27 protein-coding genes are annotated in these 21,925 nt (G+C 47.7%); 23 read left to right on the forward strand and 4 right to left on the reverse strand.

The features are described 5' to 3' along the window. Positions 1-425 precede the first annotated feature (425 nt). Positions 426-641: a hypothetical protein gene (locus H7R56_RS27945; protein WP_320108822.1), complete on the reverse strand. Its 216-nt coding sequence runs from the start codon at positions 639-641 to the stop codon at positions 426-428. Beyond that, the gene (locus H7R56_RS25690; RefSeq protein ID WP_174332463.1) at positions 623-1,603 is read right to left on the reverse strand and encodes an IS5-like element ISKpn26 family transposase; all 981 of its coding nucleotides are present in this window, start codon (positions 1,601-1,603) and stop codon (positions 623-625) included. Before H7R56_RS25690 ends, H7R56_RS27945 begins: the two co-directional genes overlap by 19 nt. On the opposite strand from H7R56_RS25690, the gene H7R56_RS25695 reads away from it, so the two are divergent. The 20 genes from H7R56_RS25695 to H7R56_RS25790 all read left to right on the forward strand — a co-directional run bounded on the left by H7R56_RS25695 (position 1,602) and on the right by H7R56_RS25790 (position 19,356). Then, complete coding sequence (locus H7R56_RS25695; RefSeq protein ID WP_227674748.1) at positions 1,602-2,669, forward strand: AAA family ATPase; 1,068 nt, start codon at positions 1,602-1,604, stop codon at positions 2,667-2,669. The genes H7R56_RS25690 and H7R56_RS25695 overlap by 2 nt on opposite strands. A 426-nt stretch (positions 2,670-3,095) precedes the next feature. Continuing rightward, complete coding sequence (locus H7R56_RS25700; RefSeq protein ID WP_009653096.1) at positions 3,096-3,269, forward strand: hypothetical protein; 174 nt, start codon at positions 3,096-3,098, stop codon at positions 3,267-3,269. Positions 3,270-3,310: 41 nt separating this feature from the next. Beyond that, positions 3,311-3,628 carry a hypothetical protein gene (locus tag H7R56_RS25705; protein WP_007372316.1) on the forward strand — a complete coding sequence of 106 codons (318 nt, stop codon included), beginning with the start codon at positions 3,311-3,313 and terminating at the stop codon, positions 3,626-3,628. Beyond that, complete coding sequence (locus H7R56_RS25710) at positions 3,618-4,379, forward strand: hypothetical protein (RefSeq protein WP_182928825.1); 762 nt, start codon at positions 3,618-3,620, stop codon at positions 4,377-4,379. The genes H7R56_RS25705 and H7R56_RS25710 overlap by 11 nt, the downstream gene beginning before the upstream one ends. Positions 4,380-4,399: 20 nt before the next feature. Further along, a complete protein-coding gene (locus tag H7R56_RS25715) occupies positions 4,400-5,086 on the forward strand; it encodes a hypothetical protein (protein ID WP_016241554.1) in 687 nt (228 codons plus the stop codon). A 158-nt stretch (positions 5,087-5,244) separates the two neighbouring features. Beyond that, positions 5,245-6,420, forward strand: coding sequence for a ParB/RepB/Spo0J family partition protein (locus tag H7R56_RS25720; protein WP_007372318.1), 1,176 nt, complete (start codon positions 5,245-5,247; stop codon positions 6,418-6,420). A 185-nt stretch (positions 6,421-6,605) separates the two neighbouring features. Then, positions 6,606-7,115, forward strand: coding sequence for a hypothetical protein (locus H7R56_RS25725; protein ID WP_223307977.1), 510 nt, complete (start codon positions 6,606-6,608; stop codon positions 7,113-7,115). After that, complete coding sequence (locus H7R56_RS25730) at positions 7,112-7,480, forward strand: hypothetical protein (protein ID WP_007372320.1); 369 nt, start codon at positions 7,112-7,114, stop codon at positions 7,478-7,480. The genes H7R56_RS25725 and H7R56_RS25730 overlap by 4 nt, the downstream gene beginning before the upstream one ends. Before the next feature lie 14 nt (positions 7,481-7,494). Beyond that, a complete protein-coding gene (gene dnaB, locus H7R56_RS25735) occupies positions 7,495-8,907 on the forward strand; it encodes a replicative DNA helicase (protein ID WP_007372321.1) in 1,413 nt (470 codons plus the stop codon). 122 nt (positions 8,908-9,029) lie between these two features. After that, positions 9,030-9,230 (forward strand): hypothetical protein, encoded by a 201-nt coding sequence (locus H7R56_RS25740; RefSeq protein ID WP_007372322.1) that lies wholly within the window; start codon positions 9,030-9,032, stop codon positions 9,228-9,230. Positions 9,231-9,356: 126 nt separating this feature from the next. After that, positions 9,357-9,722, forward strand: a complete 366-nt coding sequence (locus tag H7R56_RS25745) for a hypothetical protein (protein ID WP_008786579.1) — start codon at positions 9,357-9,359, stop codon at positions 9,720-9,722. 89 nt (positions 9,723-9,811) lie between these two features. Further along, on the forward strand, positions 9,812-12,247 hold the full coding sequence (locus tag H7R56_RS25750) for a phosphoadenosine phosphosulfate reductase domain-containing protein (RefSeq protein WP_007372324.1): 2,436 nt from the start codon (positions 9,812-9,814) through the stop codon (positions 12,245-12,247). 23 nt (positions 12,248-12,270) lie between these two features. Next, positions 12,271-12,645 carry a hypothetical protein gene (locus H7R56_RS25755; RefSeq protein WP_008786576.1) on the forward strand — a complete coding sequence of 125 codons (375 nt, stop codon included), beginning with the start codon at positions 12,271-12,273 and terminating at the stop codon, positions 12,643-12,645. A gap of 10 nt (positions 12,646-12,655) precedes the next feature. Next, positions 12,656-13,003 carry a hypothetical protein gene (locus tag H7R56_RS25760; RefSeq protein ID WP_008786575.1) on the forward strand — a complete coding sequence of 116 codons (348 nt, stop codon included), beginning with the start codon at positions 12,656-12,658 and terminating at the stop codon, positions 13,001-13,003. A gap of 250 nt (positions 13,004-13,253) precedes the next feature. After that, positions 13,254-13,604: a hypothetical protein gene (locus tag H7R56_RS25765; protein WP_007372327.1), complete on the forward strand. Its 351-nt coding sequence runs from the start codon at positions 13,254-13,256 to the stop codon at positions 13,602-13,604. 32 nt (positions 13,605-13,636) lie between these two features. Continuing rightward, complete coding sequence (locus H7R56_RS25770) at positions 13,637-13,936, forward strand: hypothetical protein (RefSeq protein ID WP_016241553.1); 300 nt, start codon at positions 13,637-13,639, stop codon at positions 13,934-13,936. Further along, positions 13,936-14,760 (forward strand): hypothetical protein, encoded by an 825-nt coding sequence (locus H7R56_RS25775; RefSeq protein ID WP_182928826.1) that lies wholly within the window; start codon positions 13,936-13,938, stop codon positions 14,758-14,760. Before H7R56_RS25770 ends, H7R56_RS25775 begins: the two co-directional genes overlap by 1 nt. A gap of 61 nt (positions 14,761-14,821) precedes the next feature. Continuing rightward, positions 14,822-15,481, forward strand: coding sequence for a hypothetical protein (locus H7R56_RS25780; RefSeq protein ID WP_008786574.1), 660 nt, complete (start codon positions 14,822-14,824; stop codon positions 15,479-15,481). Between the two features lie 48 nt (positions 15,482-15,529). Beyond that, entirely contained in the window at positions 15,530-15,775 is a 246-nt protein-coding gene (locus tag H7R56_RS25785; RefSeq protein ID WP_007372330.1) for a hypothetical protein, read from the forward strand. Between the two features lie 203 nt (positions 15,776-15,978). Next, positions 15,979-19,356 (forward strand): hypothetical protein, encoded by a 3,378-nt coding sequence (locus H7R56_RS25790; RefSeq protein ID WP_048242079.1) that lies wholly within the window; start codon positions 15,979-15,981, stop codon positions 19,354-19,356. 221 nt (positions 19,357-19,577) lie between these two features. Here the strand turns inward: H7R56_RS25790 and H7R56_RS25795 are convergent, their stop codons facing one another. Then, positions 19,578-19,901 (reverse strand): hypothetical protein, encoded by a 324-nt coding sequence (locus H7R56_RS25795; RefSeq protein WP_007372332.1) that lies wholly within the window; start codon positions 19,899-19,901, stop codon positions 19,578-19,580. Positions 19,902-19,992: 91 nt separating this feature from the next. Then, positions 19,993-20,184 (reverse strand): hypothetical protein, encoded by a 192-nt coding sequence (locus H7R56_RS25800; RefSeq protein WP_007372333.1) that lies wholly within the window; start codon positions 20,182-20,184, stop codon positions 19,993-19,995. A 143-nt stretch (positions 20,185-20,327) separates the two neighbouring features. Between H7R56_RS25800 and H7R56_RS25805 the strand changes: the two genes are divergently transcribed. From H7R56_RS25805 to H7R56_RS25815, 3 genes are all read left to right on the forward strand, one after another. After that, complete coding sequence (locus H7R56_RS25805; RefSeq protein WP_016241551.1) at positions 20,328-20,852, forward strand: hypothetical protein; 525 nt, start codon at positions 20,328-20,330, stop codon at positions 20,850-20,852. Between the two features lie 71 nt (positions 20,853-20,923). Then, positions 20,924-21,469, forward strand: coding sequence for a hypothetical protein (locus H7R56_RS25810; protein WP_007372335.1), 546 nt, complete (start codon positions 20,924-20,926; stop codon positions 21,467-21,469). Positions 21,470-21,605: 136 nt separating this feature from the next. Continuing rightward, the gene (locus H7R56_RS25815; RefSeq protein WP_007372336.1) at positions 21,606-21,908 is read left to right on the forward strand and encodes a hypothetical protein; all 303 of its coding nucleotides are present in this window, start codon (positions 21,606-21,608) and stop codon (positions 21,906-21,908) included. Positions 21,909-21,925 lie beyond the last annotated feature (17 nt).

The following is a 21,925-nucleotide window of genomic DNA, read 5'->3' on the forward strand; positions in this document are numbered from 1 at the left end:
GTGATGGAGAGTCAAAAAATCGACGAGCTCTTGAATCGATCATCACTGCACTGGAAGGTGATTTCGATAAGCCTGTGAGCAGTTTTCCGGCATTCGGTCGTGTGTTACTACAGTATCTGAAGTCAAATCGAATTGATGGCTGGATATACCGACGCGGTCATGACGGCAACCTGTACCCCGGTCTTGTTACAGCAATAAAAGAATTAAAATCAGAAAAAAACTCTGACCGTCCCCCATCACTATTGTTACAAATCAGCTGGTATGGGTTCGGCGAATATTCGCACTCCAAAAAGGTTTACGGAACCCAGCTTACCGCCCTGAATTTCGAGCCTAATGAGGTGGCGCGGCGCAGTGTCGCTAAGACACTGGCCGACCGTGATATCTACCATGAAACGCATGAGCTGAAACAAGAGTACCTGGAACAACTAACGCGGTTTAAGGAAGTGGTCGACGGGCAATTTGGCAATCAGTTTAAGGAAGGTGCGAATAAGCAGGTCATTTCTTCCCAAGCTGACTCGCTGATTAAAATTTCGCGGATCTGGGCCGATTTTTTTCCCGCAAACACATCGAATCAGCCTATTTAGGCTATTTTTTCCACCATTTCTGGCGTTATTTCCGGTTTTTACTGAGATCTCTCCCACTGACGTATCATTTGGTCCACCCGAAACAGGTTGGCCAGGGTGAATAACATCGCCAGTTGGTTATCGTTTTTCAGCAGCCCCTTGTATCTGGCTTTCACGAAGCCGAACTGCCGCTTGATGATGCGAAACGGGTGCTCCACCCTGGCACGGATGCTGGCTTTCATGTATTCGATGTTGATGGCCGTTTTGTTCTTGCGCGGATGCTGCTTCAAGGTTTTTACCTTGCCGGGACGCTCGGCGATCAGCCAGTCCACATCCACCTCGGCCAGCTCCTCGCGCTGTGGCGCTCCTTGGTAGCCGGCATCGGCTGAGACAAATTGCTCCTCTCCATGAAGCAGATTACCCAGCTGATTGAGGTCATGCTCGTTGGCCGCGGTGGTGACCAGGCTGTGGGTCAGGCCACTCTTGGCATCGACACCAATGTGGGCCTTCATGCCAAAGTGCCACTGATTGCCTTTCTTGGTCTGATGCATCTCCGGATCGCGTTGCTGCTCTTTGTTCTTGGTAGAGCTGGGTGCCTCAATGATGGTGGCATCCACCAAAGTGCCTTGGGTCATCATGACGCCTGCTTCGGCCAGCCAGCGATTGATGGTCTTGAACAATTGACGGGCCAGTTGATGCAGCTCGAGCAGGTGGCGGAAATTCATGATGGTGGTGCGATCCGGCAGGGCGCTATCCAGGGATAATCGGGCAAACAGGCGCATGGAGGCGATTTCGTACAGGGCATCTTCCATGGCACCGTCGCTCAGGTTGTACCAATGCTGCATGCAGTGAATACGCAGCATGGTCTCCAGCGGATAGGGCCGTCGGCCATTGCCCGCCTTGGGATAAAACGGCTCGATGACAGCGGTCATATTCTGCCATGGCAGAATCTGCTCCATGCGGGAGAGGAAAATCTCTTTTCGGGTCTGACGGCGCTTAGTGCTGAATTCACTATCGGCGAAGGTGAGTTGATGGCTCATGATGTCCCTCTGGGATGCGCTCCGGATGAATATGATGATCTCATATCAGGAACTTGTTCGCACCTTCCTTAAAGCAACCGGCAGGGCTGTCAGAATGGAATCGTATAGCTACAGCGACCGGAATCTGGAAATAGCAGGGCATAAACTGATACACGATTTGCCTGATAGTGAGTGCGATGCCTACGGTGCAGAAGTGGAGTCGCCTCTTTTTGAAGATGACCAGTTTGGCCTTTTACCCGAAATTCCTGTGCAGCGTTATTTTGATCTCTCGCTGCAAGACTTTATCTGGATACATGCCAATAACGTAAAACCATACAAGTATGATAAAGAACTGCCAAAAAAGATGGTTTTGCCGGAAGACCACCGTGATTTACTCGATATACTGACCACGGATATCAGCGCTTTCACCAGCGATATTGTTGAAGGGAAAAGCGCGGGTAACATCATCATGTGCGTGGGCTCACCCGGACTTGGGAAGACATTAACTGCTGAAGTGTATGCAGAGGTCATTGAACGGCCCCTGTACTCAATTCATGCTGGCGCACTGGGAACCAACGCCGATGACATTGAGAAAAATCTGCGGACGATTCTGACCCGGGCTAAACGCTGGAACTGTGTCCTGCTTCTGGACGAAGCCGATGTGTTTGTCATGCAGCGTGGAGCATCACTGACTCAAAATGCCATCGTTGCGGAGTTCCTCCGTACACTGGAGTATTTCGATGGGTTGATGTTCATGACAAGCAACCGGGGTAGTGACATCGATGAGGCTATCATACCAAGATGCGCTGCAATCATTCACTATGATGTGCCGGAGAAATCAGATGCCCAAAAGATCTGGAAGATTATGGGTGAGAACTTTGGCGTGAACATTCCTGATGAACTGGTCAGATCACTTGTAAACACTTACCCAGAACTTCCACCACGTGACATCAAGATGTTGCTACGGCTCACGTTGCGAATGAGCGTGAAAGAGCAGGGGAGTGGTAGCATCCCGACACTGGATATTGTGCGGAAATGCGCGATGTTTCGTGGGATAGAACGAAAGGGAAAAGAAAAAGCCCTGTGATAACGATGCCGGGTTCGCCCGGCATACAACCTGCTGGCCCAGCCCAAAGCAATCCGAGTTCTTCAGCAAAAGCAGCAGCGTGTCGGAAATAACTGTGTTATAACAATTCAGGTGATCATGATGAGAAGTTGATAACAATGTTTAAGCTAAGTCCCATAAGAAAAAAAACAAACAAGCTGCATAAACTCCTTAATAACGGCTATCGTTTCGTAATCATGCATGAAGATGAAATTATTGAACCCTTCCGCTACGAAATAGAAGCCAGACGAAAACTATTCTTTGGCAGAAAACTCCTTTCTATTTCCGACCTCATCGACTCAATAAACGATAGTGTAAAAACCCAAGCAAAACGCGCCCCTTAACTATTCGTCACCTGAATAACTCCAGCTATGATAAACATTATTATCAAGCTTAAAGGTGATACTTATGAAACCGTTTGGGATTTTCTATTCAGTAGAAGGCTGCACTTGTTCACTGTGCCGCTCGCGTGGCTATCGTAAAAACAATGCATACGATAGATCTCTTCGTGTAAGCAAACACCGCGCCCGTCAGCAGGCCAAGCGTGAAATCCGCTCCGCCGTATTCAGCATCGACAATTAAGAAAGGTTGATGATAAATAAGAAGAATAACGAGGATAACAAATGACTGATGAAAACCAAATAAAGGTGCTGTTTTGCATTCTGCGTCGTCGATTCGTGGATTATGTCCCTGAGTTTGAAAACTGTGTAGAAGAACGGGAAGTCATCAATGAAACGCCGAAGGGTTACCGTATGTCCGTCTCCTACGGCACATCAGTTTACCTGCACGCGGATTATGAGTTTTTCGAATCACGTCAGGCAGCGTATCAATGGTGCGCCCGCCGTGTGACCGCTAGCATTGAGAAGATGAAACAAAAAATGCAGGCGGCAGAAGCAACAAAAATAAAACTGATAGAAGCATCCGGGAACTGTGGCGAATAAGAAGACACCACGTCAAATTATCCTCTCACATATTTCAGCTGAGAAAGCACTCCCACGAGGAACGCTGATCTGGTTATTCTACGAGAATGCCGATGATTTAATCAGCCTGAATGAAGTGGGCGATAATCTTGAAAGGTGGCATCAACGAGTTGGGTCGCCTGAAGAAATTCAGGTGATACTGGATATGCCTGATGACGATTCAGAAGTCTGGCTATTCAGCCCAACAAAATTATTCTCCCCACGGGTAAAAACCCCCGTTCTGACAGCCAGAGATAGGGCAGTTGCTCGCTATGGCGTTTCTCGCGTTATGACGGCGGAGAAAGTTGTTTTTCTGTATTCAGGGTATCTTCTGCACCTCTATAGACAGGCATATGGTTTCACCGGCCCTGCGCCTGAAGTTCGGGTCAACTGGAGTGCCAAACATTCATGGGGCGGCAGGAGCTCAATCACTATTTCACCATCGTCCATTTATCCTGACAGTGATACACCGCGCTATCGCTACCATGAGTACGCACATATAGAGCAGCGTAAGGACATCGGAGCATTTTATTCAATCAATCAACTGGATCATATCAAAGGCGTAGTGGCACATGAGCTTGCGCACTTTTGCCAGCGCCACACTGGAAAAGATAATTTTAAATTTGGTTTTCCGGTACTCCCTGAAAAAGATTTCAGAACGGCTCATGGTGATGGGTGGCAGTTCTTGTATGCATTTTTCAGAACAGAATTAAATAAAAGAATTCAGCGATAACCCAAAAAAAGGCATAACCAATGTACCTTCTTTCCATTTTATTATTTACATTTGTTTATCTGTTATCCTTTAATTCTGTTATAGAGGAAAATAGAGACCGCTATTCCATACAGACTTTTGCAATAGTGATGATCACGATATTCCTGATATCAATGCCAGTAACAACAACTTTTGTGTCGTTGATGCTTGAAGAAAACCAGAGAGAGCATCGTGATTTGATTTCCTTCCTGCAAATCAATTCCGTTTGGTTCGCAGGAGCCGGGGGGCTGGTGGCTATCTTCTTGTCAGCCCTGACAATGGTTCGCCTGAAGCAAAAACGTATCCGTCACAAAACATCGAACCTTAACCTCATCGTTGTGGGCCTTTTCGCGGGCGTAGTCTCTTTTGCCAGCGCGTATAAGCATCTAGCTTTCTTCAGTGGGGATGATGCGGGAGTGTTTTTATATGAGGCTATACCAGCCATCGATGACATCGACTGTAACGCGCCAATACTCCTGGTGAAATGGGAACCTGACTCAAAGAAGCCAACTGCATGGCGATGCCCTACGGGCGTTGCATTCAATATCAATAGTCCTACTCCATTCCTACCTTGGGGTTCATATGAGGAAGGGGAGAGTTCAAAACTAAATGAAGTGATGACAATTTTGATGAAAAATGCGGTCAAAATCGAAAAACGTCGCCATCTTGATGTCATCATTACGAGCTAAGGCCTTGTAATCACTGGATTACAGGGCTTTTTTATGTACCCGAAAAAAAAGAGACATTTTGTCCCCAAATACGCTTCGTCACCTGTTTGGTGTGTGTTTAACTGGATTTACAGCAAGCAACGAACCTCGCGACACAATAACTAAAGCGGAGAAACACCATGAACACCGACGTTAAAGCTATCTTCGAACAAAGCCGTACCCTGGAAAATCTGGAAGGCGCTGCGGTACTGATGCGCAGCTTAGACAAAGCGCCATCATCACTCCGAGCACTGAGCGATTTCGTAACCAAAGCGCGTAAAAGCGGCAATACGGAACAGTTCGAAGAAGCCGATATCGGGCGTAACAACGTCTTTGCGGTGAGCCCGTACTGGTTGTTTGTGGAAGAGGGACTGAACCTCCGCGACGTAAATTATGACCGTGCGGTAATGTTCAAACACGCTTATCTGGAACGTCCTCAGTCAGTGCCTGTCATCCGCGTTAAACCAGTAGTAGTGGAAGGCGTAACCCGCCTGAAAATCATTGATGGCCACCACCGTTTTGCTGGCCTGATGATGGCGATTGCTGAGGGCGCGAGCTTCCAGAAAATCACCGTCGAGGAATTTGAAGGCGGCAAGGACGAAGAAGTCTACAACATGATCGAGAGCGCCAACTCCCTTCAGTTGAAGATGGTGGAACGCGCTGAAGGCTTCAAGCGCCTGATTGGCTGGGGTCACACCATTGAGTCGATTGCTCAGCGTCTGGGTGTCTCTCTGGTCACCGTTCGCCGCAGTATCGTGCTGGCAAACGCTGACTTCAGCATCAAGATGCTGGTGAAAGAAGATAAGGTATCTGGTGACGTTGCCGTTGACGTTATTAACGAATGTCAGGGTACTGACCGCGACCCGTATGAAGTCCTGATGGAATCCCTGAAAAAGGCAGAAGGAGCTGGGAAAACCCGCGTCACTGCCAAATTCGTGAGTTCCAAGAAAAAGACTGGCCTGAAACCGAAAGTTATCCGTAAAACCTTCGACAGCCTGTTGCCAACCCTGAGCCAGCTGCGCGACCAGATCCCGCCGCAGCCGGAAGGTGAGCATGAAAATCAGATCGAAATTACGGAAACCGTGCCGGAAGAAGTCGTCTTACGCCTGACTCCTGAAATGGCCCGTACTCTGATGGCTACCCTGGCTGAACTGGAATCAGCAAAACAGGCAGAAGATGCTGAAGCTAATGGTGACAACGACGGTGATAGTGCTGAAAACAACGGCGGTGCTGACGATGCGACTGATGCCGATACCGATGGCGCTAACCAGCAGAATGGTGAAACTGAAGAGACTCAGCTGCACCCGGTGTACTAACCTCCCAGCAGGTCTTTAACAGACCTGCATAAAATTCCTTTTCATTCTGATGGGCCGGATAAACCGGCTCATATTTTTGCACATATAAATGGCCGCATTTTGCTGCCTTAAATTTTTCGATGATAGACAGGAGCGCATTAAAATATCAGGGTTATAGACTTTTTTGGATAGCAATGGGGGTCGCGTTGAATATTCAGACTAATTATATCGAGCTGCAAAATTGGCTCGAAAAGGCAAAAAGTATTTATTCCTCCGCAGGATGCCCGCACGAAAGAGTTGATGATGGCATTTTAAAAATTGCAATGCAGGTAGCGGCTATTAGAAAAACAAAACCAGATATGCTGCATGTATTCCTTCAGGAGTTAATTACTGAGTTCAAGGGTTATAAACTCATTCAGTGCCGATTCAATAAATCCAATTATGAGCATTTTGTTATGACCCCGGAAATTCAGATTCTGATCGGTGGTCTTATGGATAAAGCGTCAGAGGGAATAATGCTGGCTTCTATCTGCCACATGCTACAGGTAGATACGTTATCCGAACTTCTAAGCCTAATCCCAACGGGAATGCCAGACACCGATGTACTGGATGCGCTATGGCGTGATCAGAAGACGCCCGCAGGACTGAACCTGCTTGATGACTTCGTACTTCTGGATACCGTTGCGCTGGCTAATAAGCGGGGGATTGCTGCATGAATGTATCGGCGTTGATTAGTAGCCTCTATGTGACCGTTATCGCCGGGCAGGAGCTGGAAGCAAAAGCTCTGGAGCATCACGAACGCCGTACAGCTGGTCGATTTTGCCGAAAAACACTTTCTGTCCACGCGGTGAAGCGCAAGCCCGGGGTGGAATTTCTGGCGCGGCTGAAAGTCAATTACGCCCGCGCCAACCTGACAAACTGCGACCCCGGTACAGTAGCCGAGCTGAGGCTGGTGGGCCGCTCTGATGAAGCGAATGAGCTCTCTGAAGCAATTCTAAAGGCAATAGCATCCAGTTACCCGGAGTTGGTATCGGAATGCGCACGACAATTACAAAAACAAAAGCTATTCCAGAACCTCTGAGGCCACTTATGACTATGGCGGACATCTCGTTTACCGAAACAGGTGAGACAAAGCAAACAGCTGAATACAGCTTAAAAACCCCTCCGCAATCGATAGAAGCGGAACAGTCCGTGCTGGGCGGGTTAATGCTTGAAAACCAGAGATGGGATGATGTGGCAGAAATCGTTAGTGAGCAGGATTTTAGTTCTCGACCGCATCGCTCAATTTTCTCTGCAATGAGATCGCTCGTTGCGAATCAATTCCCGATTGATTTGATAACCCTCGCTGAGCACATCGAAAACGAGGGAGAAGGTAAGCTGGATAGTCTCGGCGGTTTCGCCTATCTGGCAGAACTGTCAAAAAATACGCCCAGTGCGGCAAATATAATTGCCTACGCGCAGATCGTCAGGGAACGTGCCGTAATCAGGGAAATGATAAAAGTTGCCAACGAAATAACCGAGGCCGGTTACAACCCGGAAGGTAGGACAAGTGACGAATTGCTTGATCTTGCAGAAAGCCGGATTTTCCAGATTGCAGAGCAAAGGGGAAATAAAAGCGGTGGGCCGGAAAATATCAGCAGCATTCTGGACAGAACCGTTACCAAGATTGAAGCCTTGTTCCAGCGTCCCCATGACGGGGTCACTGGAGTTGATACCGGCTACGTGGACGTGAACAAGAAGACAGCCGGTCTACAGCCCTCGGATTTGATTATTATCGCTGCCAGACCCTCAATGGGGAAAACTACGTTTGCAATGAACATCTGCGAGAATGTATCGCTGACAAACGATAAGCCCGTCATGATTTTCAGCCTGGAAATGCCTACGGAACAGCTCATGATGCGCTCACTGGCATCGCTATCACGCGTCAACCAGACCAGCATCCGAACCGGACAGCTCGATGACGAGGACTGGGCCCGGTTATCCGGCACAATGGGACTGCTGCTGGAAAAAAAGAACATTTACATTGATGACAGCTCTGGCCTAACACCTATGGACGTTCGCTCCCGGGCGCGTCGATTGTCCCGCGAACACGGTGGGCTTAGCCTCATTATGATCGACTACCTTCAGTTGATGCGTGTACCGTCGTTATCTGACAACAGAACTCTGGAAATTGCTGAAATCTCCCGATCTCTGAAAGCACTGGCAAAAGAGCTGAATGTACCGGTAATCGCTTTATCGCAACTAAACCGCTCGCTTGAACAACGTGCCGATAAACGTCCGGTAAACTCAGATTTGCGAGAGTCAGGCTCCATTGAGCAGGATGCTGACCTGATCATGTTTATTTACCGTGATGAGGTCTATCACGAAAATAGCGATATGAAAGGTATAGCCGAAATTATCATAGGTAAACAGCGCAACGGGCCTATAGGGACAGTACGTCTCACATTTAATGGTCAATGGTCTCGATTTGATAATTATGGTGGCCCTGAGTATCATGATGACGACTGACCATAAAAGCTACTGACCTTATCCTGATATTTAATTAAAGGTTTTCGACTGTTTAATTTCGCCAGCTGATTGGCCCGATAGATAATGGTTCTACGGACAGCAATCTTTTATATAGGTGTAAAATGAAAACGATACTCTCAGCTTTATTATTCGTTGTTTCATGGAATGCACTGGCACAGGATGAGGGAAATAGTGGTGATAAAAAGCAACAGGCAACGGCAACTATTCAAATTTCGATTACAATTTTACCCGAACCGGTAAAACCAAAGATCACCAAAGAACAGGTGAGTGATACGCTAACCGTCATTTCTTATGAATGGTAGCATCCAGACAACCAACGGTTAAGCCTGCTCCAGCAAAGAAAAGTATCTTTCTGAACATCACTTCGTCACCCGAATGCCTCGTGATTTAATAAGTAAACAAACCGGACAATATTCACGAGGTGTTTTATGACAAATGAAACTCAGAACAACGCATCCGCACCTGAAGAGTTAATCACGCGTATATCGCAGGTCATTAAACGCAAGGATGGATCTGAAGTGAAAATTACTGCTCAGGCTGCGTTCGGTGCAGGGTTAACTCGCTCTATCGATGTATATGTTCTTCGTCGGGATAATGCTGATTCAAACTGGCAAGGTTGCAGTAATCGACCAAAAGCAGGATGGCGGAATATGTCTGTAGATGAATATATCCGTGAAGGGCGCTCTGAAATGCTTAAGGCAGTTACGCCGGGAGAAATTCTAAAGCTCACAAATGCCATTGGCAAACCAATGAGTTGTCTTGATCAATTATTTCCATCCCCGATTACTAAATAAATCATTAAATAATACCGCTGGCCTTATTCGTCAGCTGGTACGCCCGTGTTTAAATAAATATACAAAACGAATAAATAAACAGGTGAACCATGCAACAGGTAATCGACTTTGGCACATCAGAACCGACCCTTGCCCCAATCCTTACCGGGGATAAATGGGATACGGTTTGGCAAACACTGGCTAATGACGAAGACCTGAATTATGTCGATGCCAGCACTGGCACGAGCATGGCCAATCTTATCACCACCGGCACAAACGCCATTTATAAAGCGCTTACTGACGGCTGGACTATGAGCCTGGCGTATTCATCAGGAAAGGACTCTGAGTGCGTTCTGCACCTCTTCCTGATGGCGCTGGTAAGGGCTACCCGCAATGGCACAAACATCAGCCAGCATCACTATGTGATCCACACCGACACGGGCATCGAGAATCCAGCCGTCCGCTGGCTGGCAGACACAAAACTCGCCGAACTTGAGGCATTCGTTGAAAAGCACCAGTTACCGCTGAGCATTGTAATTGGTAAGCCTGGACTGACATCTGGGTGGACTGGCCGCATCCTTTCAGGGCGAGGATTGCCAACATTTTCAAATAGTTCCGCCAGACAGTGCTCGATCGACTTGAAGGTCGATCCTGCACGTCGGGCCCGTGCCGAGTACATGCGAGGACTGCCTAAAGCCGTTCGTCAGCGCGTTTGTCTGCTGCTGGGTTCCCGTGATGCAGAGAGCACAACCCGTGCCATGAACATCGAAAAAAAAGGCGGGAGCGCTGAAGACGTTAAACAGACAAAAGAGGGCGGTGAGCTCTATCCGATCCGTCACTGGCATCAGGGGAACGTATGGGAATTCCTGCTATCGTCCGGGGATGAGGCTCGTTTTGCGTTACCCAGTTACCTGCCTAACAATAATGAAACTGCTGAGCTCTACAAAGAGGCTACGGGCGAATGTGTCTGGACGGGTTCTGAAAAAGCAAAAAGCGCCTGTGGTTCACGATTTGGCTGTTACCTTTGCCAGGCTGTAGGGCTCGACCGCTCTATGGAAAACCTGCTGAATGCCGACCCGGAGAAATATGGCTATATGGCTATCCTGAACCGGCTTCAGCGTTTCATTGCCAAACGCCGTTATGCCTGGGAAGACCGCCATCCAGTGGGCCGCACGGTATACGAAGGTGGGTATATTAAGATCCAGCCAGATGTATACTCGCCGAAATTCCTGGAACGTCTGTTACACATCTGCTGTAGCGCCGACTACGTAGAGCAGCAACGCGCCGATGACGTTGCCGAGAAACTCGCTTACGGCTTGCTGGAAGACAATGCGCATAACCGTCGCATGTCCCGGCCTCAGTTCCGCATCGTCAGCGAAGAAGCCGTTGTGCATGTCGATTTCATGTGGGCTTTCCATCATTTCAATGACAAGCCTTTTAGGGCACTGGAGATCTACCACCGCGTCTGGGCCCACGGCGAGCTGGATCTGTTGACTGATGAACCGACGATGCCTGTAGTCCCTCAGTCCCCAATCCCTAAAGCAGTCTGGCTGAAGGTGGGGAAATTTGGCGATGACTCACTATTTGATGGGCTGGCTGATCCTGTTGCGGAAATGACCTATTTCGACGGCGGAGATGACGAACGCGCCGCACGTGTCATCAAGACAAGAGACGGCCACCGTCGTGTTGTCAGTTTCAGCGAAGATAACGAAGTTACCGTAGATGAAGAGTCTGCAAGCTTTGTGTTATGGGTGGAATACCCACGCCTTAAATCTGCTATTGAGAGCGGGGCGTACACCGCTGGGAGCGCGGCGCAGTTCTACCTGCGTTTCGGCACGGTATCTCTGTGCAAAGGTAAGTCAGCCTTGTATCACAAAATGATGCAGCGTGGTCAAACCTACCATCGACTCGGCCTGACCGGATTCCAGTCGATGGAAGGGATCACAGCTCGAAAAGACCTTCGCATCCTCTCGACCGAGAAATACCAGCATGTTCTGAAAAGAACGCTGGAGGCCCGGATCATTCGTTTTAAATGGTGGGCTAACCTCGCTTTCACCATCCAGTACCACATGACCCGCATGACAGAATTTGGGTTCTGGCTGCATCGCGTCTTACGCCAGGAAAGCCATAACGAGCTTATGGACGAGAAAACGCTGTGCAAAAACAGCCTGGAAACTGTCCTGATCAACCAGACCAATGCCTGGTGTCTTGTGATGAGTGACGTGGGCAACAAACCTGATACATCAAATGCGCTGCGCCGCTACTGGAGACAGGAGCGGGCCCGAGCTTTCGCGCACTGTGCTTCAGTACCGGAAGTCCTTAAATCGCTGGTGGCTCGTGAGATGTTCAATATTTATCGACGTGCGCTTTATGAACTCAATAGCCATAAAGAGTTGAGCCTTGGCCTGATACACATACAGGAACTGGCAACTCAGAACGCGGACGCGTTACGGATCCATATCAAAATAATGATGCGGTTAATCAGGCTGTGGCAATTGTCAGGTTTAACAAGCATTGGTCAGAGTGAATTTTGTGAGGCGGCTTAACTGCCTGGAATAAAGGGAAAATAATGAAAATCATGCTTTCACTAGGCTCTGTTGCTATTACGACAGTAGCATCTATGTTGTTGCTGTGCAGCCAGGCTAATGGCAGCAACGGGAACAGGCCTTTACGGATCAACGAACCTGTTCAGATTACTATCGAACAAGTGATGTATCGCATTGCAAATGGTAACCAGAATATCGGCATGAAAATGCGTGAAAACCCAGTGCTGTTTTCGGGTCATGCCGGAATCAGTGTAGAGCTAAGTGATTTTCCGCCCGGGTCAAAATCCGCGCCCGTACCCGGAACTACCGTAATGCTGCGTACCGCTTTGTCTGGTCAGACAGAGGCCTGTTATCAGCAGCACTGCTACTCAGCCGAAGTGACCACGTACAACGAATAGAGGTCTTGCTATGGCAGACAGAACTGATGGAATGAAAGGAAGAGCACTGATTAGGCAGTTGTCCGGTATGCCACCCGGCGTTAACCCATTAAACGTTCCTCAGCCGCTTAAGCGAACCGTGTGCCTGGCAAAAGGCATAGTGGATACATGGGATAGTTTTCCATCCGAAAACAACCTTGCAATCGCCCTGGAAAACGCCGCTGCAATATCACGGCTGGCGATAAGCCTCCTGCAAGAACGGGAAGTACTGTACCGGCAGCTGGCATCTCTTGGAGTAGAACCAGAGAAAATGAAACAATCCGTCGAAGCCATCCCGATGGAAACGCTTTTAAAAAGCCTTCCAATGAGGAAAAAGTAACTTTCTAGCGTTTTTTGTTTCCGCTGTAAGAAGACACCTTTTTTGGTGCTCAATAGCAGTATTTTTTTAACAGATAAACTAAACGAATTCAATATTTCTTAAATTCAAGCACATTTTGTCTTCTTTTAAATTTCGTCGTAGGTTTAATGCAGTTAATAATGTTACTCACGGATTAATTTTTAAAAAATACAGAGCCTAATCAGGCTATACGGGTTTTGTAATTGCTATCATTAAAGTCACGAGGAAAACCATGAGTGCATACGTCGAGCAGGTATTTAATGATGTTGAAAAAATGCGTGGCAAAGTTCTGGCCGACCGATTCCGCATGGTATTCAAAAAAATCCAGCTTGTGAAGAACGACGACTCAGACGAGGCCTACAACCTGAAGCAACAGGAAAACCTAGCCGCTGTCACTGAACTTCAGAATGCTGGTGGTTTCATTGATTGGGACATCAAGGTCACTAAGTATAGCAACACATCCACTCAGGTTGAGTTGCGGCATAAGGTAGATGGTGTGCTGGTATGGCGCGATTTTACCTTCGTAAGCGATTTTGTATTCGAACTCGCTAAAAACGTTGTCTATTCAAAAGAGACGGTCTGAATTCAATTATTGCATTAATAACCGGTGGAAAAATGGAGCAACTGACACCTGCAAAACTCGACTCGATGATTACTGAGACTACAACTGAACTGCTATATGCGCAGAGGGCACTTATCAGCCCAAGCCGAGCTGATGCGATGGAAAAGAAAGCGTCTCAATTACTCAGCATATTATTGGAGTTAAAGGAACTAAGAAATAAAAGCCCACAAAAAATCATACTGCCACCCCCTGCATGTTGCTTTGCAGATCATAGTTATCCTGCATATTCCAGAGACCAAGTTATTGCAATACTTGATTCTCTTGGACATAAAATTATTGAAAAGGAAAATTAATGCGCCAGACAAAAATCGTAAATATATTCTATGCCAGTGCTGAAGAGCTTCAGCTAGGCATTAACGAGATAGATACTGAGATTACGACCGCTTTGCAGAACGGCAATATGGAAGCCGTCAAAAAAGCAACGTTACTTAAAAACACCATGATTAGTCTGCTGGACAACAAACAGAAGGGCGAGCTGGTTCAAGAAACGTGTACGTCAGGCGAAAAGGCTGATTCATCGGTAGAAATAACGGACGCAATGGCCTACGCGTTCCACGCGGCATCTGGTGAGGGTGCAATTGGTTCCGATGATGTTGAAGAGATAAAGCGTGGTCTGCGGGTAGTTATCAATGAGTGTGGCCTCACAAATCACCTCGTAAAGATCCCTGCTGGTTTACACGATGCAACAGCTCAGCTTGTAGTTAACTTCGCCTCTGAGATGGCGGGTAAGCTTTACCGGGCCCAGGAGAAGTATGGTCGTGGGGCTGAATGGGCAAAATCTGACTGGAAGGATGAATGCCTCAAAGAGCTCCACCGACACCTTTCAAAAGGTGATCCACGTGATGTAGCAGCCTACTGCATGTTTTCGTGGCATCACGGTTGGCTGACCCACAGCGAACAACCTGCTATAGCGGGGCTCAGCGAAAGAGTTCTGTTCGATAGCTTTATGAAAGATGATTACTCACCTGATTCAAGTGGTTCAGTATCAGAGGAAGAAGAAAAGGTCTTTCTTGAGGTGCTCTTTCACATATGGCAAGGCCGGGCCGCAGTTCAGAATGGATTAACTCAACAGGAAATGGATATCGTAATGAAGTACCGGGAACAAAATCAGAAATAACATTACTGCGTTCTGACAACCAGTAAATTAACTCGATGCGGTATTTCAGAAAGGAAAAATTATGATCGTTCTCAAATACCCTCCTTACCCATCGCCCTTCTGGTTCCGGGGGGAAAAAGATAAAACGGGTGTGGTTACCGAGGTTGGAACAGTTTATGTGGAAGCAACAAAGGATAACCTGCTGCTGGTGGAGGGCACACTCCCTCCGGTAGGTGCGACTTTGTTTCTTACACCTGACCGGTTCGATATTAAAGCTGAAACTGAGATTGATAGCCGGGCCCGACGAGAGGAACAGGCCAGACAACGTCTGACACGGCAAGAAGAAGAACGACAGCAAAAGGCCGCTCTCGATATGAAGCTGATGCAACAGGCGCAAGAGCGAAACGCTCGTTTGTATCTTCCGGTACGATGGACAAGCGGATTCAAATCGGTGATTTCCGGGCTGACGGAAAACAGTAGCGGTAACGGTATAAACCGGCGAACTGTGATTCACGTGCTTTTACTTGAGGACATACGTGATGGGCGCCTGGTCAGAAATGAAGGGGATTTTCTTTGCACCGCCGCAGGTGGAAGTAACGGCAAGCTTTGGGTTAACCCAGCCACCCATAGTGATGGTGAGTACGGGCCTTACGTATGTGAAATAACGTGTAAGCAGTGTATTAAGGCTGCTCTACGTTGGCAGGATAAAAATAAGGCCGTCCCACCGGAATGTGTTCCGTAGGTATCAGGCGAACCGATCACCACGCTATAGAGAGAGGGGACAGTGAACATGCAAGTTGCTAAAAACAAGTACGCCGTTCTGGACAGTGCGATCATGAAAATACTCGGCAAAGAGCCGGTTCCATTTTCACTGATTATGCTTCCAGACGTAGCTGGTGAGTGTTCCCGACTCGCTGATGAGGAGAGGAATAAGCCGATGCCATTCCGCATTCTTGACCGGCGGTTACAGGCGCTAAGAAAGGCTGGCAAAATTCAGTTCGTGACCGGAAAAGGCTGGGTAAACCCTCTTTCCTGACCACCCGCAATTCGTACTGCATCTTCCTTTTCGTAAAAGGCAACTCTTCGTTGCCTTTCATCCCCCAGAGCTATTCGTCACCTGCCCCCCCAACGATAAAATCAAAGTATCACAAACAATATGTCCCCCATTTAAGCCATTAGAAACACCATGTCCTAGTACAATAGCGGCAACATGGCTAAAGCCGGGGGAAGGAGATCATAATGACGGGTATCGTGCGCATTGAACAACCGGTAGAGCGAATTGAACGTTTCCATTCTCTTCAAGGCGGTCAGTACTGGCGGGCAAATGAAGCCATTGCTGAAGAGAACATTGCCGCTTCCGAAGTACTGCTGATTGAATCGCTGCGTTGGGTCGACAACAAACTGCATACGGTCATTCTGCGCACCCACCCATCAAAACATGGCCAACACATTCGGTTTGAATATACCGATGAATCTGGCCGCACTTGTGGCACTACCCGTAGCTTCACTCAGCACCGCTTTTTGTTTGATGACTTCGTTAACAAATTCACCTTTGCTGCTGACTCGAAAGAAGTCCGCGAAAGTGAAGTGCAGGCCTGCCAGCAGTTGGCTCAGAAGCTGACCGTTGAACTTTCCGAGGCGATGACAAACCCTGAACGCATGAAAGAGATCATTGCGGAACGCCTTGAAAAAGAGCAGACAGAAAAAAGCGAGAACAAACTCAATACTCTACCCGCGACGATTGACCAGTACACAAACCTCGCCACCGGCCCGTTAGAAAATGCGCTGACATCCGGTGTCAATGAGGAAAGCATTAAGGGAATGATGGAAGCGGCTCGGCATGGACATAAACTGGCCGTCATACAATCTGAATGGCTACAAGGTAAGAATAACGAAATTACCAGGGCCGTTCAGGCCGTCGTACCCTATTACCAGGAAATGGCTGCGGCGCAGCTGGCCGCATTCGAAGAGAGCAGGGAGAACGTTGAATCGCTGATGAAAGGGATTGCGTCTCTGGATCTTTTCATCGGCAAAGATGTTGTCGTCAACACGATAATCAAAGGCAATTCAGCCCCGAGCGACATTCCTCTGACATTTGTCCAGAAAAAGCTACTGATGGATGAGGAGCTCGCTGTCTATCTGGATCTGGGAGACTGGTTCGATTTCACCAAAGCAGATTTATTCGACCAGGCACTGCAAAAACACCCGGGCCTAATCGAGCAGATTTTCCCGACCCAACGTTGCGTACTGGTTATGGCCGTCACCAGACGGCACGTCAATTATCAGGATCCGTGGGAGGCTGCGGCCAAAGACTTTCAAAACAGATGTGTCTTCCTGCTGGTACGAGACGGCGAAAATATTTACCAGGTATGCAGCCCGGTTGAATCTCATCTGGGCGCTCATACGCTGTTCCCTGAACGTGACGAGCAGGACGCGCTTTTTCGCGGTTTTGACGGTTCTCGCATCACCTTCCGCGATGTAGCTTACACTGACCGGCTGCGGGCGCATGAAAAGATGGCGCTGCACTATAAACGTTTCCTGATCCTTTGCTGCGGGCTCGACCAGCGTGAGCGCCTGTTTGGCGAATTCTATGATCGCAGTAGTAACATTAATTTCATCTCGATGGACTTCCAGGAGAAATATTGCCGCTTTATTCATGACGCAGATGGAACCGGTCTGTTGAGTGACCCGGAGGCCGATACCAGACCATCGCTGGAGTCCTACATTAAGCAGGCGAACCAGCACCTGCGTTCTGGTTCACGCGTCTTTTGTGAGTGGAGACAGGTCGTTAATCCGGTTACCGCACCCGGGGCAGCTAAGGATGATTCAGGTAACGGCTACCGGGGACATTCATTCACGGTTGATTTCGTTAAAAGCCGTAGTACCAGCGTGGCATACCAGAAGAATGAAGAGATCTACGTTGATGTGCCAGTCGTTCAGCACACCTACAGCCGTAATGCGAAGTCAGACAAACGAGAATTCAATGCCAAGGTATGCCTCTCAAAATTCAGAACCTCTGATAGCCTTGGCTATCTTTGCCTGGACACGGTGAAATCCGCCGATCTCGAATATTACATTCACAACCGGCGTATCCGGGCTAACCATCTTTATTACATCCGGCTCTTCAAAGAACTTGCGGCACTGCTGAAGCTGGAAGAAACGCATGAAGAACAATACCGAAGCAAAATGCTGGCGGCTTTAAACGCCGGGAACATCGGTGACGAAAATGACCGGGTTGCGGCTGTAGATAAAACGATTCAGACGTGGCGCTGCGCAAACCGAGGTGCATCCCTCCAAAGTGGTCTGGAAGATGAGAAGCAATGGAAAGCGCTCCTTGCCATGATGGATTTAATTGCATGGCGAGGTCATGCAAGCATCCCGCAAATTGAATGCTACTGTGAGCAACTTGGAAACTCTCCTCTACGGCTTGTGGTAATGCCAAACGGCAAACTGGGCCTGTATGTAGCCCCACGAGCTGAAGAACGAAACGATGCAGCTGAGAAACACAAATGGGCTATACGTGTGGTATTGAGTCTGACGCGTACCGGTGTGAAAGAGGTATCTCGCTCATGGGCTCTGGTTAACGAACTGAGCGTATCTGAATGCACCCTCAAAGAATGGCCGCTGGTGGATGAGTGGAAAGGGTTAAAGTCTGTATTTGAAAGCTACGACCGGAAACTTAAAGCTCTGGCAGACATTGAACTGGGCCGTGAGACTCTCAAGCGTCTGAATCCCAGCAACCAGGAAGGTCTGAGCGAGCTGGCAGAATTGTGGATTAATGCTTTTGAAGAAATGAACTTCTACCGACCGACTGGCGGGATCGTTCAAAAGCCAGTAATGATGATCCCGATTGGTCTTATTGTCGACCGTGAGGAGTGGTCATACTTATATCTTGGTACACGCGGCTCTGCGGTCGAGTATATCTATCAGAATCTGAATGATAAGGCACTCAAGGCCCGGGTAGCCCACCGTCTGATTTCAAATTACGAGGTCAAAGAGGGTAAGCTCGATAATCTTGCCAATAAGAAAACAAGTCTGGGTCTCTTTTGCACAAAACAGCGCCCGGACATGGCCCCTTTTAGCGCAGACCGAAACATAGAGACATATGGGCCTGATTTCGGCGTTAACCATGCTGTGCTTACGCATATGGTATCGTTTAAATCGCAGATAGCGCTGATTCAGCAAGAGGCAGATCGCGGCTTACACCGTCTCTTCACGATAGCCAGCAACCTGGTCAGTTCAGCCGGGGAGTTGCTTATCGATCAACTGCTCGGCGATGCGGCGCGAGATGCAGATGAGCCGGTAGATATTCTTGAGGTGGTTATTAACCCAGCGCCAACCGGTGAACCAGGGGCGAAGCTGAAGAAGAATGGTGAGACATTCTGGCATAAGCACTGGTGTGATTTGTGTAAGCCAGGAACCGAAGAAAGCCTGGCACTCTCCCACATTCACGCGCCGGATCACGTCATTACGCGGACTTCGTTCAGTTCCAAGGAGGATGCCATCCTCTTCGTACTCAAGACGATGCCGCAGGCCAGAAAATACGAAAAGGATTTCTTCCGCGACAATGATTTCGATGTACCTGATGGGATTATTGAACGGTGGATAGACCGTTAATCATATGCAGTATGAATAAAAAAAAGCCCGCTTTAGTCGTTGCAAGCGGGCTTTTTATTTCTTCGCGTTACAGCTGTGGCATCAATTACAAAACGGAACGGCTTGGTGCCGGGGCGAAGAACGGAGAAAGGGATAGGCACGAGGTGGTGATAATGTTGCTATTCATATGGGGTATGAATAAGAAACAGCCCACTTGCGAGTACTAAGTGGGCCATTGAGGGTCAGGCATAAGACTCAGACAGAGCAGTAGCGGCTTCAAGCGCCGGTTCAAGCGACAGGCTGTTATCGCTGATAACATTCCATCCCTCATTGCCGTAAACAAAATGGACGTAACCTGCACGTTCAGTTTCTTCAGGGCGATAAGCATAGAAGTAGTCTTCATCAGTAGAGAACATGGCTTCAACAATACGTTCTACGTTCGTAGAGCGCTTCAGCACAATCTCTTCTGAGTCGAATACCGAGATGCTATATCCTGCTTCAATCAACCCGGTTGCTGCTGCCCGGGCAATTTCCTGCTCAATACGTTGCCGCTGATCTACGTTCATGCCTGCTGCTCCTCGATGGGAAGTGAAGTCGAACACACGAGAAAGCATGAACTATAGTTCACATTTAATCAATAAAAAAGGGAACTATACTTCACTTATTCTTGGTTTTTTTTAATACTGGTAGTCCTGCAAGCGCATCGTTCCAATGCTGCTCGCGTTCCTCATTACCTGAAATATTACTTATCCATCTTTCGGACTTGCCCCAGCGCTGTGCCAGCGCCTGCCGCGTCCAGCCTTTGCGTTTCATCTCTGCTTTAAATTCATCGCTGGTGGGTTTGTACATAGGTTAATCCACGTGAACTATAATTCACCTGATAGTACGGTAAGGCTGGTTAAGTAACAACGGGATATCGACGGTCATCTTCCGTTCCCGCACACGGGCCAGTGCTCCTGGCTATACTGAGTCAAAAATGCGGAGGACACATTATGTTTGAACGTATAAGCAGGTTTTTCGCTGGCGCAACAAAACAGGAGAGGGCGGAACCGTCAGTCTCTATACCTGAACCTGTTACTCTTGAGGGTGATAACGCGCCATCAGCTATCGAACATGACAGAAAAATAGTCCATGACAGCAGGGTATTTATACATAGGTCTTTAGGCTTTATACTTATGGTATATTCTCCCGAATTATTCAGAAAAGCCATTAATCATGACATATGTCTTGGCTATATATATGGTTATATCATAGCGGCAATAGGTGACGACGAAGAGTTATGTAAAGCATCGGAAAATCGTCGATGGGATGTTGTCGCTGCCTATTATCGAAGTTTATTGGATTATTCAGCTGAAGCTTACTATGAGAAAACTGTAAACGCGATGGATAATTACCACTTCAAACAAGCAAGAAATGTAAGCGTAATGGATTATCACAAAAACAAAATCAATCCTGATGGCGATAATCATCATTTGCGTTTTCTAATGACCGAAATAATTGAAGATAGGGTTGAATAAATACACGTTTCGTCACATGAACGACCTATGGTTTACTGAATATAACGACAACGAACCATAGGCCAGAAAAAATGACACTTCAAAAAGCCAACGAAAAACGTATTGAAAACTTCCTAGCCAAACAAATTCGTCATAACGGTAAGATTTTATCAATGCGTGAATTTATGGATTCACTCATTGCTGACGGCTATAGCCCACGTGCAAAAGCGGAACAGAAAGTAGGACACCCCAGCAGCCGTCAAACCTTTCGCTGGAACAACGAGCAGCAAAGGGAGCACCAGATTAAGCGAGCTCTGGGGGGTACTGTTCTGAAATATTCAATGGTGTCATCTGACGGCTCATTTTATGACATTGAAAAAATTGCCTATGATTACGTCATTGAAAAAATGGGCGGGGTTAACGTTAAGCCGGAAACGATGTGTTTTGCGATTTTCAACAGCCCTTCATCATTGCGGGGCGGGAAGAGAGAGCGCTGTGTAGCTGTCTATAGCCGCACTGTGGCAACAGAGGAACAACGGGTCAGGAGCATGTTATCTACTGACTTCACGCATTATGATCTGGTCTGGTTCGGTGAAGCCACTTCCCAGAAGGAAGCGCTGGAACTAGCCGAGGGATAATATCAATTAGCCACCAAGGAAATAACCGGGGTGGCTTTTTTGTTTTAAACGATTAAAAATAAGCCAAATCACTTCGTCACAAGCATGTGGGTGGTAATATAGACATATAGGCAATCACATTCAACTGGAGGCTAATATGTCAGATTTAATTGCAGCAAGATATGATGAAGTATCAGCTTCCGAGTTTGAAGATGATATGGTTGTCATTGTCATTACCGATGAACAGAGTGAAGATATTGAGGTTATTTCAGACCTTGATGATCTTTTCGTTAATACTGAGGTTGTGGTTATTGATGGTGACGCTTTAGAAGTCGACTATGATAACGCTGGATATTTTTCATCAGAGAATAGCTATGAAGTTTCAGTAGACGATATGTTATTCGACAATACCGTTGGTGAGCAACTTATGGATTGTGGTTTTTTCGGCACTCAAAGCTAATAGATACTCGTTATTTA

Source organism: Klebsiella sp. WP3-W18-ESBL-02, from assembly GCF_014168815.1.
Classification (GTDB): Bacteria; Pseudomonadota; Gammaproteobacteria; order Enterobacterales; family Enterobacteriaceae; genus Kluyvera; species Kluyvera ascorbata_B.

Excerpts from the sequence above, each read along its gene's own strand:
- H7R56_RS25695 (WP_227674748.1), top strand. The coding sequence starts at position 1,602 with ATGATGTCCCTCTGGGATGCGCTCCGGATGAATATGATGATCTCATAT.
- H7R56_RS25690 (WP_174332463.1), bottom strand. The coding sequence starts at position 1,603 with ATGAGCCATCAACTCACCTTCGCCGATAGTGAATTCAGCACTAAGCGC.
- H7R56_RS25700 (WP_009653096.1), top strand. The coding sequence starts at position 3,096 with ATGAAACCGTTTGGGATTTTCTATTCAGTAGAAGGCTGCACTTGTTCA.
- H7R56_RS25705 (WP_007372316.1), top strand. The coding sequence starts at position 3,311 with ATGACTGATGAAAACCAAATAAAGGTGCTGTTTTGCATTCTGCGTCGT.
- H7R56_RS25715 (WP_016241554.1), top strand. The coding sequence starts at position 4,400 with ATGTACCTTCTTTCCATTTTATTATTTACATTTGTTTATCTGTTATCC.
- H7R56_RS25720 (WP_007372318.1), top strand. The coding sequence starts at position 5,245 with ATGAACACCGACGTTAAAGCTATCTTCGAACAAAGCCGTACCCTGGAA.
- H7R56_RS25730 (WP_007372320.1), top strand. The coding sequence starts at position 7,112 with ATGAATGTATCGGCGTTGATTAGTAGCCTCTATGTGACCGTTATCGCC.
- dnaB (WP_007372321.1), top strand. The coding sequence starts at position 7,495 with ATGGCGGACATCTCGTTTACCGAAACAGGTGAGACAAAGCAAACAGCT.
- H7R56_RS25740 (WP_007372322.1), top strand. The coding sequence starts at position 9,030 with ATGAAAACGATACTCTCAGCTTTATTATTCGTTGTTTCATGGAATGCA.
- H7R56_RS25745 (WP_008786579.1), top strand. The coding sequence starts at position 9,357 with ATGACAAATGAAACTCAGAACAACGCATCCGCACCTGAAGAGTTAATC.
- H7R56_RS25750 (WP_007372324.1), top strand. The coding sequence starts at position 9,812 with ATGCAACAGGTAATCGACTTTGGCACATCAGAACCGACCCTTGCCCCA.
- H7R56_RS25755 (WP_008786576.1), top strand. The coding sequence starts at position 12,271 with ATGAAAATCATGCTTTCACTAGGCTCTGTTGCTATTACGACAGTAGCA.
- H7R56_RS25760 (WP_008786575.1), top strand. The coding sequence starts at position 12,656 with ATGGCAGACAGAACTGATGGAATGAAAGGAAGAGCACTGATTAGGCAG.
- H7R56_RS25765 (WP_007372327.1), top strand. The coding sequence starts at position 13,254 with ATGAGTGCATACGTCGAGCAGGTATTTAATGATGTTGAAAAAATGCGT.
- H7R56_RS25770 (WP_016241553.1), top strand. The coding sequence starts at position 13,637 with ATGGAGCAACTGACACCTGCAAAACTCGACTCGATGATTACTGAGACT.
- H7R56_RS25775 (WP_182928826.1), top strand. The coding sequence starts at position 13,936 with ATGCGCCAGACAAAAATCGTAAATATATTCTATGCCAGTGCTGAAGAG.
- H7R56_RS25780 (WP_008786574.1), top strand. The coding sequence starts at position 14,822 with ATGATCGTTCTCAAATACCCTCCTTACCCATCGCCCTTCTGGTTCCGG.
- H7R56_RS25785 (WP_007372330.1), top strand. The coding sequence starts at position 15,530 with ATGCAAGTTGCTAAAAACAAGTACGCCGTTCTGGACAGTGCGATCATG.
- H7R56_RS25790 (WP_048242079.1), top strand. The coding sequence starts at position 15,979 with ATGACGGGTATCGTGCGCATTGAACAACCGGTAGAGCGAATTGAACGT.
- H7R56_RS25795 (WP_007372332.1), bottom strand. The coding sequence starts at position 19,901 with ATGAACGTAGATCAGCGGCAACGTATTGAGCAGGAAATTGCCCGGGCA.
- H7R56_RS25800 (WP_007372333.1), bottom strand. The coding sequence starts at position 20,184 with ATGTACAAACCCACCAGCGATGAATTTAAAGCAGAGATGAAACGCAAA.
- H7R56_RS25805 (WP_016241551.1), top strand. The coding sequence starts at position 20,328 with ATGTTTGAACGTATAAGCAGGTTTTTCGCTGGCGCAACAAAACAGGAG.
- H7R56_RS25810 (WP_007372335.1), top strand. The coding sequence starts at position 20,924 with ATGACACTTCAAAAAGCCAACGAAAAACGTATTGAAAACTTCCTAGCC.
- H7R56_RS25815 (WP_007372336.1), top strand. The coding sequence starts at position 21,606 with ATGTCAGATTTAATTGCAGCAAGATATGATGAAGTATCAGCTTCCGAG.